The sequence below is a fragment of the Streptomyces sp. AcH 505 genome (assembly GCF_000818175.1).
Lineage (GTDB): Bacteria > Actinomycetota > Actinomycetes > Streptomycetales > Streptomycetaceae > Streptomyces.
The window spans coordinates 3491377-3506618 of record NZ_JTIY01000001.1; the positions used below are offsets into that span (position 1 = coordinate 3491377).

Here is a 15242-nt window from a genome sequence, read left to right on the forward strand (position 1 = left end):
CGGCGGGCGGCGGGCCGCACCAGGTGGCCGAGGGTGCGGCGCAGCTCGTCCTGGCGCCGGTGTTCGGGCGGAGCAACGGGACGAGACTGGGCCGTTAGGACGTATTCGTATGACTGTCTGACCCCTTGCTGGTCGTGGCTGCGGGGGCGGTCCGCACGGGCGTGGCAGCGTCGGGGGCTGACACCCGTCCAGGGCCCGCTGCCGACCGCCCGCGATCAGCAAAGGCGACTCCCCATGCGACTGCGTCACGCCGCTCTGACCATCGGAATCACCGCCGCCGTCCTCGCGCCGCCCGTCGTGGCCGCGCAGGCGCGGGCACAGGCGCCGGAACAGGCACGGGCGCAGGCCCACGCGCCCGCGCCGGGCTGCGGCAAGGAGTCGGACCGCGCGTTCCCCATCAAGACCCGGATCCACGGCGGCCCGGACAGCTACCGGGCCGGCGGCGGCCCCGGCACCTGGTACCTCGACCTCACCAACACCACCCACGCGCTGTGCCGCGACATCCACCCCGTCGTCGTGCTCACCGACCGGGAGCGGGCCCTCACCACGGCGCAGGTACGGCTGGAACTCACCGACCCGAAGGGGCACTGGCGTCCGCTGGCGCTGGAGAAGTCCGACGAGGACGAGACGATCGGCGTCCTCGACGCCCGCACGGCCGGATTCGTCGTACCGCCCGGCGGGACGGTCACGGTCCGCGCCCGGTTCGTCTTCACCGGCGCCGCGCGGCCGAACGAGATCGCCGTCAGCGCGGCGACCGTGCAGCGCCGGGGTGACGACGGTGACTGGGTCGGTGAGTCCAACGCCTACCGCTTCGCGGTGGTGGAGAAGGGCGACGAGCCCGAGGACAGCACGGCATCGGGCGACACGGACACCGGAACAGGCACGGACACCGGAACAGGCACCGACACCGGGACGCCCCGAGGCACGGACGAGACCGCCGGTCCGACGAACGACAGCACGAACGACAGCACGGCCGACGGCTCCGCCGCCCCCACCCGCCCCGGCACCCAGGAATCCGGCACCCAAGCGCCAGGCAGCCACGAGCCGTCCGGCCGCCCCTCGGGCGACACCGCCTCGCACGCCCCCGGCCTCCCCGAACTCGCCAGCACGGGCCTCGGCGGCCTGCTCGGCCGTACCGCGGCGGGCGCGGCGCTGCTCGTCGCGGGCGTCGCGCTGTTCGTGGGCATCCGCCGCCTGCGTACCGTACGGCGCTGACCTGGCCCGCTCCGGCCCGTCCCACCGCCACGTGCGAACATCCCCCCGTGGACTACCCCTACGACCAGGCACCTGGCGCACCCGTTCGCTCCGGGATCCCTGAGCACGGCCGGATCCCCAAGTACTACGCGGTCAAGGCGCATGTCGCGCTGCTGATCGACGAGTTGGGCGAAGGGGGCCTGCTGCCCACCGAGCGCGACCTCGCCGTGCGGTACGAGGTGTCACGCGAGACCGTGCGGCAGGCGCTGCGCGAACTGCTCCTGGAGGGACGGCTCCGCCGCCAGGGCCGGGGCACGGTCGTCGCGGGACCGAAGCTGGAGCAGCCGCTGTCGCTCGCCAGCTACACCGAGGGGGTCCGCCGCCAGGGCCGCACCCCGGGCCGTGCGCTGATCTCCCTCGACCGCTTCCCCTGCACCCCCGCGCTGGCGGCCGAGACCGGCGCCGCGCTCGGTGAACCCGTCTGGCACATGGAGCGGGTGCTGCTCGCCGACGACGAGCGGGTCGGCCTGGAGAGCACGTACGTCTCGGTGGCCCGGGTGCCGTCCCTCGACACGGACTTCGATCCGGACTCGTCCTTCTACGGCTATCTGAGCGACCGGCTCGGCGTCGCCTTCGGGGACGCCGACGAGCGCATCGAAACGGTCCTCGCCACCCCGCGGGAAGCCCTGCTCATCGGCACGCCGCCCGCTCTCCCGATGCTGCTGATCCACCGGGTCTCGTGGGACACCGACGGGCTCCCCCTGGAACGGGTGCGCACCCTCTTCCGGGGCGACCGGTTCAGCTTCTCCGCCCACCTGGGCACGCCCCGCCAGGCTTGACGCAAGACCTGACGCCGGGGCCCCACGACGGTTCCTCAGGAGCCGCCGTGTATAACGGGAACGTAACGGGTCTGGTCCAAGTTTGGGGCGTCGTTCACCGTCCCGTCGCCGACCGGACCGCCGTGAGCCACCCGTCGCGAGGAGCGTTGCCGCCGTGAGAGTCATCGTCGTAGGAGCCGGCGTGGTGGGAACCATGCACGCCTGGCACGCAATCAGCCGTGGTCACGAGGTCGTACAGATCGAGCGCGAGAGTGAGGCGCGCGGGGCTTCGCTGCGTAATTTCGGGCAGATCTGGGTCAGTGGCCGCGCGGGCGGCGAGGAGCTGGAGACGGCCCTGCGCGCCCGTGAGCTGTGGGAGGAGATCGGCGGCCGGGTGCCCGGCGTCGGCTTCCGGGCCAACGGCTCGCTCACCCCCGTACGCACCGAGCTGGAGCTGGCCGTCGCCGAGGCGGTGACCGCACGTGCCGACGCCGGTCCGCGCGGCCACAAGCTGCTCGGCGCCGACGAGGCGCGCGCACTCAACCCCGCCCTGCGCGGCGACTTCACCGCGGCGCTGTGGTGCGAGCGGGACGCGGCCGTCGAGCCCCGCACCGCCCAACTCGCCCTGAAGGAAGCTCTGCTGGCATCCGGGCGGTACAGCTACCTCGGCGGGCGCGAGGTCCGCGAGGTCGTCGAGCCCGGCCGTACGGGGTCCGGCGCGGGCAGCGGTCCGGCCGTACGGGACGACCACGGCGATGTGCACACCGGCGACGCCGTCGTGCTGTGCACGGGCGCCTGGCTCGGCGGGCTCGTCCGCGAACTCGCCCCCGAACTGCCCGTACGGCGCGTCCGGTTGCAGATGATGCAGACCGACCCGCTCGGCGAGGAGCTGACCACGTCGGTGGCCGACGCCGACAGCTTCCGTTACTACCCCGCGTACGCCGGAGAGGCGCTCGACGCGCTCAACTCCGGTCAGCCGCAGACCCCCGTCGCCGACGAACACCGGATGCAACTGCTCATGGTGCAGCGCCTCGACGGCGGGCTGACCATCGGCGACACCCACGCCTACGACCACCCCTTCGACTTCGACCTGCTGGCCGATCCGTACGAACACCTCACGACCGTCGTCGAGTCGTTCGTCGGACGGCCGCTGCCGAGGATCCGGCGGCGCTGGGCCGGGGTGTACGCGCAGTGCGTCGACACCAGCCGGGTCGTCCACCGCGAGCAGGTACGCGACGGGGTGTGGCTGGTGACGGGGCCCGGCGGGCGCGGGATGACCTGCGCGCCCGCCATCGCCGAGACAACCGCGAACGAACTGGGCTGGTGAGGAAGTTGACCGACACGATCTCGTTGGTCGTGCTCGACATGGCGGGCACGACCGTCGCCGACGGCGGACTGGTGGAGCGCGCGTTCTCCACCGCCGCACAGAAGCTCGGCGTCGAGCCCGCCTCGCCCGACCACGACGACAAACTGGCGTATGTACGCGCCACGATGGGCGAATCGAAGATCTCCGTCTTCCGCCATCTGTTCGGTACGGAGACACTGGCCCAGCAGGCCAACGCCGCCTTCGAGGAGGCCTACGGCTCCCTGGTCGACGACGGTCTGATCGAACCGGTACCGGGCGCGGCCGACGCCGTGGCGCGACTGCGGGAGGCCGGCCGTACGGTCGTGCTGACCACCGGGTTCGCCCGCGTCACCCAGGACGCGATCCTCACGGCGCTCGGCTGGCAGGACCTCGCGGCGCTGACCCTGTGCCCGGCCGACGCCGGGGGCCGTGGCCGCCCGTACCCGGACATGGTGCTCGCCGCGTTCCTGCGGACGGCGGCGGCCGACGGGGTGCGCCAGGTCGCCGTCGTCGGCGACACCTCGTACGACATGCTCAGCGGTGTCCGCGCGGGCGCCGGGGTCGTCGCGGGGGTGCTGACCGGGGCGCACGACGAGGACGCGCTGCGCGGCGCGGGCGCCACGGACGTCCTGGCGTCGGTCGCCGACCTGCCCGCGCTGCTCGACCGCAGGGACGGCACGCGATGACCGCCGCCGCGGTGACCACCGACCCGACGAACGCCGACAGCGGCATCCGCTTCGAGCGGGTGAGCGTCACGTACGGCACGCAGACCGTGCTCGACGGGTTCGACCTGAGCGTGGAGCCGGGCGAGGTGATGGCGCTGCTCGGCCCGTCGGGATCGGGCAAGACCACCGCGCTGCGGGCCGTCGCCGGGTTCGTCAGGCCGGCCGCCGGGCGGGTGTTCATCGGCGGCCGGGACGTCACGGCGCTGCCGCCGTACCCCCGCCGCCTCCGGTCCGCGCCACCGAAAAAGCCCGGCGTCTGCTCTGGGTGCTGCCGCCCGTCCTCGTCCTCGGGCTGTTCTTCCTCTATCCGCTCGCCCTCGTCGTCCAGCAGTCCTTCACCCTCAACGAAGGCGGCCACTCCCTCCAGCCGTACGCCGACGTCTTCGCCTCCACGGCCTTCCGCGACGCGCTCACCACCACCGTGTGGCTGGCCGTGGGGTCCACCGCCGGCTGTCTTGTCCTCGGCTTCGTCCTCGCGCTCGTCATCGCCTTCGTGCCGTTCCCCGGCAGCCGCGCCGTCGCGCGCTTCATCGACGTCTTCCTCTCCTTCCCCTCCTTCCTGATCACGCTCGCGCTGCTGTTCGTCTACGGCACCGTCGGCATGGTCAACGGCGTCTGGACCGATGTCACCGGCGCCGCGTCGGGACCCGTCCAGTTCCTCACCACCCCCTGGGGTGTGCTGCTCGCCGAGATCACCTACTTCACCCCGTTCGTGATCCGGCCGCTGCTCGCCGCCTTCTCCCCACTCGACACCGCGCAGCTCGAAGTGGCCTCCTCGCTCGGTGCGCGGCCCGCCAGGATCGTGCGCCGGGTGATCCTCCCCGAGGCGCTGCCCGCGCTCGCGGCCGGCGGGAGCCTGGTGCTGGTGCTGTGCCTCAACGAGTTCGGCATCGTCCTGTTCACCGGCGCCAAGGGCGTCACGACGCTGCCGATGCTCGTCTACAGCAAGGCCATCCTCGAATCCGACTATCCGGCCGCCTGTGTGGTCGCCGTCGTCAACGTCGCGATCTCGGTCGGTCTCTACTCCCTCTACCGAATGGTGAGCCGCCGTGTTGGTGCATAGCCGCGGCGGCCGGTGGACCGCCTGGGCCGTGTTCTTCGTCCTCTTCCTGCCCCTGTTCGCGCTGCCGCTGCTCGTCGTACTCGCGGCCTCGCTCGCCACCCACTGGTCCGGTGCCTTCCCCTCGGCGCCGACCGCCGCCAACTACAGCTCCGCCGTGCGCGGCGACTCGCTCCAGGCGCTCACCACCAGCCTGGTCACCGCCGTCGCCGCGAGCCTGCTCGCGCTCACCTTCGGGAGCTGGGCGGCGCTCGCGGGAGCCGCGCTCAAGGAGCGCGGCCGGCGGGCGCTCGACGCGCTGTTCATGCTGCCGGTCGCCGTGCCGTCGGTGGTCGTCGGACTCGCGGTGCTCGTCGCGTTCAGCAAGCCGCCGGTCCTGCTCAACGGCACCCGGTGGATCGTGATCCTCGCGCACACCGTCCTCGTCACGGCCTTCGCCCACCAGTCGGTGTCCGCAGCCGTCACCCGGCTCGACCCGATGTACGAACAGGCCGCGGCCTCGCTCGGCGCGCGGCCCTCGTACGTGCTGTGGCGGGTCAGGCTGCCGCTGTTGCTGCCCGCTCTCAACGCGGCGGCCGGGCTCTGCTTCGCCCTGTCCATGGGCGAGTTGAGCGCCACGATGATGCTCTACCCGCCCGACTGGATGCCCCTGCCGGTGCTGATCTTCACAGCGACCGACCGCGGCTCCCTCTTCGCCGGATCGGCCGTCGCCGTGGTGCTGATGGCCACGACGCTGCTCGTCCTCCTCGGGCTGTCCCGGATCAGAACCAGAGCCACGTTCCGCTGAAACCACGTTCCGCAGAAACCACGTACCGCCGAGGCGGCTTCTCGCCGCTCGCACTCATGGGAGAACACAACGTCATGCGCACCTTTATCAAGCCGCTCGCCGCCGTCAGCGGCGGACTCGTCGTGGCCGCCTCGCTCACCGCCTGCGGCGGCTCGTCGGCCGCGTCCGACGCGAAGACCGTCACCGTCTACAGCGCCGACGGCCTCAAAGGCGAGAACGGCGACGGCTGGTACGACCAGCTGTTCAAGGACTTCGAGAAGAAGACCGGCATCAAGGTCAAGTACGTCGAGGGCGGTTCGGGCGAGGTCGTGCAGCGCGCCGTGCGCGAGAAGACCAACACCCAGGCCGACGTCCTGGTCACCCTCCCGCCGTTCATCCAGCAGGCCGACAGCAAGGGGCTGCTCCAGTCGTACGAGCCGGCCGGCGTCGACAAGGTCGGGGCGGGCGACAAGTCGGCCGACGGCAGGTGGACCTCGGTCGTCAACAACTACTTCGGCTTCGTGCTCAACAAGAAGGAGCTGGCCACGCCGCCCACCACCTGGGAGGAGCTGCTCGACGCGAAGTACAAGAACAAGCTGCAGTACTCGACCCCCGGTGTCGCGGGTGACGGCACGGCCGTCGTCATCCAGACCATGCACGACTTCGGCGGCAAGGCGCCGGCCATGGACTATCTCAAGAAGCTCCAGGCCAACAACGTCGGCCCGTCGTCATCGACCTCCAAGCTGGCGCCCAAGGTCGACAAGGGCGAGATCCTGGTCGCCAACGGTGACGTCCAGATGAACTTCGCCCAGGCCACGTCCATGCCGAACCTCGCCATCTGGTTCCCGAAGAAGCAGGGGGCGGCCCGGCCGTCCACCTTCGCGCTGCCCTACGCGGCCGGACTGGTCAGCAAGGCCCCGCACACCGCCAACGGCAAGAAGCTCCTCGACTTCATGCTCAGTGAGCAGGAGCAGCGGCAGGTCACGTCGATCGGCGGCGGCTTCCCCGCCCGCTCCGACATCAGGCCCACCGACGCCAACGCCACCGCGCTGGGCAAGCTCCTCGACGGCGTCGACGTCTTCCAGCCCGACTGGACCGACATCGACAAGAACCTCGACTCGTACATCGACGCCTGGAAGTCCGCCACCGGCAGCTGAGCCGCGGCTGTCCGCGCTGGTTAGGCTGGGCGTGTCGCACATGGTCGTCGCAGAGCGGAGAACACTTCAGTGGCAGAGCGCAAGCCGGTCGAATCCTGGCTCACCGACATGGACGGTGTCCTCATTCACGAAGGGGTTCCGATCCCGGGCGCAGCCGACTTCATCAAGCGACTGCGCGAGTCGGGCAAGCCCTTCCTCGTGCTGACCAACAACTCCATCTACACCCCGCGCGACCTTCAGGCGAGGCTGTCGCGGATGGGGCTCAGTGTGCCCGTCGAGAACATCTGGACGTCGGCGCTCGCGACGGCGAAGTTCCTCGACGACCAGCGTCCCGGCGGCACCGCGTACGTGATCGGCGAGGCCGGGATGACCACGGCGCTGCACGACATCGGGTACATCCTCACCGATCACGAGCCCGACTACGTCGTGCTCGGCGAGACACGTACGTACAGCTTCGAGGCGCTGACCAGGGCGATCCGGCTGATCAACGGCGGGGCGCGGTTCATCTGCACCAACCCCGACGAGACGGGCCCCTCGGCCGAGGGGCCGCTCCCCGCGACCGGCGCCGTGGCCGCGCTGATCACGAAGGCGACCGGCAAGGAGCCGTACTTCGCGGGCAAGCCGAACCCGCTGATGATGCGCACGGGGCTCAACGCCATCGGTGCCCACTCGGAGACCAGCGCCATGATCGGTGACCGGATGGACACGGACGTACTGGCGGGCCTTGAGGCCGGCATGGAGACGTTCCTCGTGCTGACCGGGGTCACGACGCCGGCCGACATCGACCGGTATCCGTTCCGGCCTTCGACCGTCGTTGACTCGATCGCCGATCTGGTCGATCGCATCTGAGCACGTCAGAGGCGCTTTTACGCTCCTGGGCCGATCCCTGCGGATGCGGAAACGGGCGGCGCGGGTGAATCTTCCTCTATCAGGAGGTTCACCATGCGTTCAAGATTGCTCGCTCTCCGTGCCGCAGGGATGATCGCCATACTCGTGGCGGCCCCCGCGATAAGCGTCACGGCCGCCCAGGCTCACGACGGTGTGAGCGTCACGGTCACCCCCTCGACCATCGCCCCCGGCGGCGAGGTCCAGCTCAAGGTCGACGGCTGCAAGAAGAACTGGGCGAACGTCTCGTCCGACGCGTTCGTCGCCGATGTGGATCTGTCCGGTGGCAAGAACCACGACAGGGACCACGAATCGCGGCTGCCGCTCTACGGCTCCGCCACCATCAGGTCTTCTGCCGACAAGGGCAGCTACGAGATCAACGTCAACTGTGACGGCCACGACCATTCCGGCGTCGGCAACGTCCAGATCGTGCACAAGTCGGACCATCACAACGATCACTCCGGGGACCACTCGTACCCGCAGCCCGTCGCTCCGGTCGGGGCAGGCGGTGGCGGTACGGCGACGCTGGCGTCCGGTGACCGGTCCGACAGCCGGTCCGACGCTCAGAATTCCGCCCAGGCGAGCGGTGCCGGGACCCAGCACGCCCTGATCGGTCTGGTGCTCGCGGGTGTGGCCGCGGTCGCCGTCGCCTTCAGGAGTGCGCGTCGCGAGCGTGCCGCCGGCCGGAACACGGACTGACGTGTCCGCCGGGAAGGGTGTGGCGGGATCCGGCCGGCTGATCACCGGTGTGGCCTGGGCCGTGCTGCTGCTGGGTCTGTGGCTGTGGGGACGCGGTGTCGCCGACGGCTCGGGCTTCGGCAGCTCGGCGCCGACCACGGGCGACGTGGCCGCTGTCGGCCGGCCGCTCGGGGTGCCGATGCCGCCGGCCAGGGCGCCGCTCGATCCCGCGAAGCCGGAGCGCGTGGACGTCCCGTCCATCGGGATCACCGCGCCTGTCGTCTCCCGCGGGCTCGACGCCGCGGGAGCCGTCGACCCGCCGCCGTTCTCGGCGCCGGGCACGGTGGGCTGGTACGGCCGGGGTGTGCAGCCGGGCGCCAAGGGCGCCGCGCTGTTCGTCGGCCATGTCGACACCGAGACCCGGCCCGCGGTCTTCTACGGCCTGAGCGCCGCCAAGGCCGGCGAGAAGGTCCGGGTGACCAGGACGGACGGTTCCGTCGCCGAGTTCACCATCGACGACGTCAAGGTCTTCAGCCGTAAGCACTTCGACGCGAAGAAGGTCTACGGGTCGCACGACAAGTCGCGGGCCGAGCTGCGGCTGATCACGTGCGGTGGCACCTTCGACCGCAAGGCGAACGAGTACACGGCGAACGTCGTGGTGTCCGCCTATCTGACGGCGGCGAAGACGTGACCCGCGAAGAGTAACTGCCCGCCCTTTCCGGGTGAGAGACCGTCCGTGCGGGGAATCCGATCCCCCGCACGGGCGGTTTTCGCCGCGCTCGGCCGCCCGGCGGGTGTGCCAGGATGAATGCGCCCGGTCCTGTCCCCGGGTGTCGAAGTGCCGAGGGGGAGTGGATGTACCGCAGGAATCCCGGTCGCCGCAGTGGGCGGACCGTCGCCCGGGTGGGGGCGGCCGTCGCCGCCGCCTCGGTGGTGCTGGTCTCCGGGTGCTCGTCGGGCGGCGACGACGGCGGTGACGGCGGAGAGCGGCCGCAGATCGGCCAGCGGCCCAAGGCGGACGATCCGTACTGGGTCAACCCGGACGGCAGCGCGGCCCGGCAGGTCGCCGCGTACAGCAAGAAGGACACCGACGACAGCGCCAAGAACGCGGAGCTGATCAGAAAGATCGCGGACCAGCCGGCCGCCGAGTGGATCGGCCCCGACAACCCCCAGGGCCAGGCCAAGGGGTTCACCGAAGCGGCGGCCAAGGCCGGCCGCGACGCGCTGCTGGTGCTCTACAACATCCCGCACCGCGACTGCGGCCAGTTCTCCCAGGGCGGCGCCTCGGACGGTGACGCGTACCGGAAGTGGGTCGACGAGGTCGCGAACGGCATCGGCGACCGGCGGGCGACCGTCGTCCTCGAACCGGACGCCGTGCTGCACCTGGTGGACGGCTGCACCCCCGACCAGTTCGGCGAGGAGCGCTACGACCTGCTCAAGGGGGCCGTCGAGCGGCTCAAGAAGCAGCCGGCCACAACGGTCTACCTGGACGCGGGGAACGCGGGCTGGCAGAGCCCCGACGCCCTGTACCAGCCGCTCCAGCGGGCCGGTATCGCGGAGGCGGACGGCTTCTCCGTCAATGTGTCGAACTTCTACCCGACGCAGGCCAGCCGCGACTTCGGCAAGAGCCTGTCGGCGAAGGTGAACAACAAACCGTTCGTCATCGACACCAGCCGCAACGGCAACGGCCCCTACTCCGGCGGCGATCCGAACGAGAACTGGTGCAACCCGCCGGGCCGCGCCCTCGGCGAGCCGCCCACGACGAAGACCGGCGACCCGCTGGTCAAGGCGTATCTGTGGATCAAGCGCCCGGGGGAGTCGGACGGCACCTGCAAGGGCGGTCCGAAGGCAGGCGAGTGGTATCCGCGGTACGCGCTGGAGCTGGCGCGCAACACCGAATAGCGCTGCGCCCCAGGGAGTTGCCCCTGGGGCGCACCGCGAAGTCCGGCCTACGGCACGTTGACCCAGACGCCCTTCGACGGCGTCCCCTTGGCGTCCGTCACGAAGAGCATGTACCAACCGGACGGCACCAGCGCGCTGTTGTCCGGGACGGTCACCTCGATGCCCTCCGCCGTCTTCTTCATGTCCAGCGCGACCGAGCGCTGTTCGACGTCCGTCACGTGTGTGACGGCGCCGGGGCGCATCAGCCTGGCCGTCTTCACGGACGACGGGTCCTTGACCGTGAAGAGACCCGAGTCGCCGCGCTTGACCGTCTGCGGACCGCCCGTCACCTCGGGGCGTGCGCCCTGGAAGAGATACGGCGGGGTGTAGATCTCGATCCGCTGCTCGAAGACGCCCGGCTTGGTGTCGGCCTTGTCGGCGTAGAGCGAGTCCCCGCCGAAGACCAGCACCCGGCCGTCCGGCAGCAGCAGCGAGCCCGAGTGGTAGTTGCGGCCCACGGCGGGATCGGCGACCCGGGTGTACTTGTTGGTCTTCGGGTCGTACACCCGCGCCTGGAGGACGTTGGAGCCACCGCGCCCCCGGTAGTCCGCCGAGCCGCCGGTGACCAGGACCGTGTCGTCGGGGAGCAGGGACGCGCTCGGGTAGCGGGTGCCCTTCTCCAGGGAAGGCCCGTCCGTGAACTTCGGATCCGCGTCCTTGAGGTCCACCAGCCGGGACTTGTCACTGGACTTGGCCGACTCGCCGACCCCGCCGCCGCCGATGACCATGAACTTCTGGTCCTGGGCGGGCGGCAGCATGACCGTGGCCGACGTCTCCATCCGGTCGGCGTCCCCGAGGCCCGGGATCTTGTCGAACTTGTTCGTCCTCAGATCCCAGATGCCGGGGTCGCGGCCGACCTTCGCCGGGCCGTAGCCGGCGTTCGAGCCGCTGTAGAAGAGTTTGCCGTTGTCCATCAGGAAGATCGCCGGGTAGGTGGGGAACTTCCTGATGATCCCGGTGTACTTCCACTTCCGGGTCTTCGGGTCGAAGATCTCGTCCTTGCCGGGCACGATCTGGCCGATCTCGTCCAGGCCGGAGAGGGCGAGGACCTTGCCGTCCTTGAGCGTGGTCAGCGTCGGGTACCAGCGGGCCTCGTTCATCGGGTCGACGGTGATGTACTTCTCCGCCAGCGGGTCGAACTCGTAGGCCTCCCTGATGCCTTGGAAGTCCTTCTTGTCCAGGGCGAGCTTCTGCGCGATGCCGTAGACGTTCCGCGCGTCGGAGCCCTTCAGGCCCTGGACGCGGTAGTTGTCCTCGGTGCCGGTCTCGTACTTCGTCCCTGACTTGCGGGCCTCGACGTAAATGCGGCCGAGACCCGGGTCGTTGCGGACGAAGGCGCCGGTCGTCTTGTCGAAGACCTTGGTGGCCTTCTCCACGAGGACGGGGTCCTTGGAGACGAACGTCTTGCCGTTCTCCTTGCCGGTGAACACGGTTCCCGCCGGGAGGGTGATCGGCTTGTCCGGGTCCTCGTTGTGGACGACCATCAGGCCGCCCGCCTTGGTGACGTCGCCCTTGAGCTTCTCGTACCGCTTGGTGCCGCCCGCCACCAGCAGGTTGCCGTTGGCCAGTTGGACATGGCCCGAGCAGAACATGTCCTTGGGCGTGGGGATCATCTTGTACGTGTTGGCCGCCGGGTCGTAGAGCACCGACTGGAACTTGCCCGCGTCGAAGTTCTGCTGGTTGTTGCCCGAGCCCGCGATCAGCAGCACCTTGCCGGTGTGCAGCAGTGAGGCGTGGATCGTATTGATCTTGAACTTGGCGGGGACGTCCAGGAAGTCCCAGTGGCCGTTTGCCTCCTTGTAGGAGGCCTGGTTGATCTTGTAGTGGTGGTACTGGTCCGAGCCGAAGCGGTACATCGCCGGGCCGTTGAACCCGGCCACGACCAGGACCACCGCCGAGACGATGGCTATCCGACGGGCGCGGATCTTACGGTGGTCGCGCCGGACGGGAGTCGCGCTCATTTCTTACGTCCCCCAAGGGAGATCTGGATCGTCTGTTCGTCGATGGATGCGGCAGGACTCCGCTCGTACCGCTCCCACGGATAGGCCTGCTGCGGGACGCGCGGCCCGGGATCCGGCTCGGCGGCATCCGGCGCCGGGGGTGGGAGCGCTGCCTTCGGCCGCTTGCGGTCCTGCCGCATGCTCCAGCGCCAGATCAGGATCGGTACGGCCGTGATCAGCAGGGCGAGCGAGGCCCAGGTGATCATGGCCGGGTGGCTGTGGCCGTTGAAGAAGGACGCGGTCAGCGACCCGCCGAAGACCAGGATGAAGAAGAGGTGGATCCGGAACGTGCCGAAGAGGGTGTCCGGGCTGGACGAGTCGCCCTTCGGCGTCACCACGAACTTGCTCTTGCGGCGCAGTACGGCGTCCAGCAGCGAGCGGGCGTAGATCGGCGCCGACAGCGCCGACATCGCCATACCGGCGAGGCCGCCCGAGCCCTCGGGTTCGTGCGGGGAGACGTTGTGGCGGCGGTTCCAGATGTACAGGCCGATCTGGAGCGCCGTCGCGTTGCCGTACAGCATCATCCAGATCGCCGGGTCGATCTCGACACCCGAAGCGCCCATGCCCAGGAACAGCGCGCAACTCAGCGCGGCCAGGATCCAGTTGAGCGCCGACATCGGATAGAAGATGATCATCATCGTGTAGTTGAAGAGCTTGCCGACGGGCAGCGAGTAGAAGCCCTTCCAGTACTGCTTGATGATCGTCTCGTACGTGCCGCGCGACCAGCGCAGCTGCTGGGTGAAGAAGTCGGTCCAGGCGGACGGCCCTTCACCGACGGCCAGCACGTCGGGCGTGTAGACCGAGCGCCATTTGCGGCCCGACGCCGGGTTGGTGGCGCGGTGCATCTCGAAGCCCGTCGCCATGTCCTCGGTGATCGAGTCGTAGAGCCCGCCGATCTGCTGGAGCGCCTTGATCCGGACGGCGTTGCTCGTGCCGACGAACATGGGCGCGCCGTAGCGGTTGCCGGCCCGCTGGATCAGGGCGTGGAAGAGGAACTGCTGCGACTCGGCCGCCTTGGTGACGAACGAGTCGTAATTCCCGTACACCTGCGGTCCGATGACAAAGCCGACGTCCGGGTCGCGGAAGTAACCAAGCATCCGCTCCAGGTAGTTGGGCGCCGGTACGTGGTCGGTGTCGACGGAGGCGAAGAAGTCGTACGCCGAACCGTGCGCGTCGAGCCAGGCGTTGTAGTTGCCGTGCTTCGTCTTCGCGCGGTGCGCGCCCTTGGCCTGGTTCCAGTGCGCGACGCCCTTGCGGGTGAAGTGGTGCACGCCGAGCCGGGCGCAGACCTCTTTGACCGCCGGGTCGTCGCCCTCGTCCAGCAGCCAGACGTGCAGCAGACCGCGGTGCCGGATCCTGACCGCGGCCTCCAGCGTCTTCGTCACCATCTCCAGCGGTTCCTTGCCCGGCACGAAGGAGGTGAGGAAGGCGACGCGGGTGCCGGTCTCCGGCACGACGGGGATCGGATCGCGCGCGACCAGGGTCGCGTGCGCGTTCGACAGCACGTTCAGCGTTCGAAAGAGTTCGATCAGGCCGATCGAGACCAGCATGACGATGTCGAGCACCAGCAGCGTCGGGTTATGCAGGTTCGGGTCGCGCTTCGTCCAGTGCTGAGGCTGCATCAGCCAGGCGAACAGGCCGAGCGAGAGCAGCGGCGCTGCGCCGAGCAGCAGGGCGGCGCGTATCCGGTGCGACTCCTGCGAGAGCAGCGAGCGGTACTGCACGGTGTACGGCTTGGCCGGGTCGGGCGTGGTCAGCGGCCCGGCGAGGCGGCTGTAGTGCTCGTAGTCGTACCGGGGGAGTGCGTCGGACTTCCGCTGCCGGTGCCGCGAACCGCCGTGTCCGAGCTGTGAGGGTATTCGGAGCTGGGCGGTCCGGGAAGAGTCGTTGTCCTGCCGGGCGCCCTTGGGCGTCGACGTCATGAGCAGTCCCCCTGCACGCATACGCGCTGCGTGATGGTCGGTCGGTTCACCCGGGTACGGCCCCCCTCAGCCACCGGCCCGGACGTCTCGGTGGCGGAGCCACCCCGTTGAAGATAACGAAACGCGCGCCTCCGGTTGCATGACTCGCGTCACTTTGCCGGTCCGGCCGCGCTGCCGGCCGCAACGGACGAGGCCCCCTCACATCCCGTGAAGGGGCCTCGACTGTGCGTGCGCCGCCAGGGACTCGAACCCCGGACCCGCTGATTAAGAGTCAGCTGCTCTAACCAACTGAGCTAGCGGCGCCTGCTGACCTGGACAACTCTACCCGATCGGCAGGGGTGATCCAGCCGGTAAATGCTTGATGATGCCTGTTGGATGGTCTTTTATTACCTTTCATCCGTCAAAATGCAACTTGTCGGGACAGTTGAGACAATTACCCCGTGCAGCAGCTGTGGCAAAGGATCTTGATGAGTGGAGGGGATCGCATGACCGTCCCGGTCTTCGAAGAGTACGAGCCCGCTCTCGACTGCCCCTGCGCCGGATGCGCCGAACAGCGGCGCGATCCGGCCCGGGGCCTGTCCGCGCGTACCGGAGGCCGTGCCGCGCACAGCGCCCGGCAGGCGCTGGTGCTGGTCACCGCCGCCGGCATCGTCCTGGGCGGTACGGGAGCGGGCGCCGCGCAGGCGGCAGGACCGGGCCATGTCCCCGCACTCGGCAGAGCCGACGACTCGACGGCCGACGGTACGACGGC

13 protein-coding genes, 1 tRNA gene and 2 pseudogenes are annotated in these 15242 nt (G+C 69.7%); 13 read left to right on the plus strand and 3 right to left on the minus strand.

Going from position 1 to position 15242, the window contains the following annotated elements:
* Positions 1-234 precede the first annotated feature (234 nt).
* From HY68_RS43775 to HY68_RS15995, 12 genes and pseudogenes are all read left to right on the plus strand, one after another.
* Entirely contained in the window at positions 235-1215 is a 981-nt protein-coding gene (locus HY68_RS43775) for a hypothetical protein (protein ID WP_052457101.1), read from the plus strand.
* 47 nt (positions 1216-1262) lie between these two features.
* Complete coding sequence (locus HY68_RS15950; RefSeq protein ID WP_041989255.1) at positions 1263-2033, plus strand: GntR family transcriptional regulator; 771 nt, start codon at positions 1263-1265, stop codon at positions 2031-2033.
* Between the two features lie 154 nt (positions 2034-2187).
* Complete coding sequence (locus HY68_RS15955) at positions 2188-3339, plus strand: TIGR03364 family FAD-dependent oxidoreductase (protein ID WP_041989257.1); 1152 nt, start codon at positions 2188-2190, stop codon at positions 3337-3339.
* Positions 3340-3377: 38 nt separating this feature from the next.
* The gene (locus HY68_RS15960) at positions 3378-4043 is read left to right on the plus strand and encodes an HAD family hydrolase (RefSeq protein WP_041996212.1); all 666 of its coding nucleotides are present in this window, start codon (positions 3378-3380) and stop codon (positions 4041-4043) included.
* Positions 4040-4297: pseudogene (locus HY68_RS40775) on the plus strand (ATP-binding cassette domain-containing protein); the annotation flags it as partial. The gene HY68_RS15960 and the pseudogene HY68_RS40775, both read left to right, overlap by 4 nt.
* Before the next feature lie 41 nt (positions 4298-4338).
* On the plus strand, positions 4339-5145 hold the full coding sequence (locus tag HY68_RS15965; RefSeq protein ID WP_041989258.1) for a 2-aminoethylphosphonate ABC transporter permease subunit: 807 nt from the start codon (positions 4339-4341) through the stop codon (positions 5143-5145).
* Positions 5132-5929: an ABC transporter permease subunit gene (locus tag HY68_RS15970; RefSeq protein ID WP_041989259.1), complete on the plus strand. Its 798-nt coding sequence runs from the start codon at positions 5132-5134 to the stop codon at positions 5927-5929. Before HY68_RS15965 ends, HY68_RS15970 begins: the two co-directional genes overlap by 14 nt.
* 74 nt (positions 5930-6003) lie before the next feature.
* A complete protein-coding gene (locus HY68_RS15975) occupies positions 6004-7065 on the plus strand; it encodes a 2-aminoethylphosphonate ABC transporter substrate-binding protein (RefSeq protein WP_041996215.1) in 1062 nt (353 codons plus the stop codon).
* Positions 7066-7134: 69 nt separating this feature from the next.
* Positions 7135-7914 carry an HAD-IIA family hydrolase gene (locus HY68_RS15980; protein WP_041989260.1) on the plus strand — a complete coding sequence of 260 codons (780 nt, stop codon included), beginning with the start codon at positions 7135-7137 and terminating at the stop codon, positions 7912-7914.
* Between the two features lie 93 nt (positions 7915-8007).
* Positions 8008-8649 carry a hypothetical protein gene (locus tag HY68_RS15985; RefSeq protein ID WP_041989261.1) on the plus strand — a complete coding sequence of 214 codons (642 nt, stop codon included), beginning with the start codon at positions 8008-8010 and terminating at the stop codon, positions 8647-8649.
* Between the two features lies 1 nt (position 8650).
* The gene (locus tag HY68_RS15990) at positions 8651-9319 is read left to right on the plus strand and encodes a class F sortase (protein WP_041989263.1); all 669 of its coding nucleotides are present in this window, start codon (positions 8651-8653) and stop codon (positions 9317-9319) included.
* A gap of 164 nt (positions 9320-9483) precedes the next feature.
* Positions 9484-10530 (plus strand): glycoside hydrolase family 6 protein, encoded by a 1047-nt coding sequence (locus HY68_RS15995; protein ID WP_041989264.1) that lies wholly within the window; start codon positions 9484-9486, stop codon positions 10528-10530.
* 47 nt (positions 10531-10577) lie between these two features.
* On the opposite strand, the gene HY68_RS16000 is transcribed toward HY68_RS15995, so the two are convergent.
* The 3 genes from HY68_RS16000 to HY68_RS16010 form a co-directional block, all read right to left on the minus strand.
* A complete protein-coding gene (locus HY68_RS16000) occupies positions 10578-12530 on the minus strand; it encodes a galactose oxidase-like domain-containing protein (protein WP_041989266.1) in 1953 nt (650 codons plus the stop codon).
* Entirely contained in the window at positions 12527-14491 is a 1965-nt protein-coding gene (locus HY68_RS16005; protein ID WP_041989268.1) for a cellulose synthase catalytic subunit, read from the minus strand. Before HY68_RS16005 ends, HY68_RS16000 begins: the two co-directional genes overlap by 4 nt.
* Before the next feature lie 229 nt (positions 14492-14720).
* Positions 14721-14794 (minus strand) — tRNA-Lys (locus tag HY68_RS16010).
* Between the two features lie 182 nt (positions 14795-14976).
* On the opposite strand from HY68_RS16010, the pseudogene HY68_RS45180 reads away from it, so the two are divergent.
* A pseudogene (locus HY68_RS45180) lies at positions 14977-15242 on the plus strand (hypothetical protein); the annotation flags it as partial.

What these genes read in the sequence shown, in the direction of transcription:
- HY68_RS43775 (WP_052457101.1), top strand. Translation starts at nt 235, where the DNA reads ATGCGACTGCGTCACGCCGCTCTGACCATCGGAATCACCGCCGCCGTC.
- HY68_RS16005 (WP_041989268.1), bottom strand. Translation starts at nt 14,491, where the DNA reads ATGACGTCGACGCCCAAGGGCGCCCGGCAGGACAACGACTCTTCCCGG.
- HY68_RS15985 (WP_041989261.1), top strand. Translation starts at nt 8,008, where the DNA reads ATGCGTTCAAGATTGCTCGCTCTCCGTGCCGCAGGGATGATCGCCATA.
- HY68_RS16000 (WP_041989266.1), bottom strand. Translation starts at nt 12,530, where the DNA reads ATGAGCGCGACTCCCGTCCGGCGCGACCACCGTAAGATCCGCGCCCGT.
- HY68_RS15975 (WP_041996215.1), top strand. Translation starts at nt 6,004, where the DNA reads ATGCGCACCTTTATCAAGCCGCTCGCCGCCGTCAGCGGCGGACTCGTC.
- HY68_RS15960 (WP_041996212.1), top strand. Translation starts at nt 3,378, where the DNA reads ATGGCGGGCACGACCGTCGCCGACGGCGGACTGGTGGAGCGCGCGTTC.
- HY68_RS15995 (WP_041989264.1), top strand. Translation starts at nt 9,484, where the DNA reads ATGTACCGCAGGAATCCCGGTCGCCGCAGTGGGCGGACCGTCGCCCGG.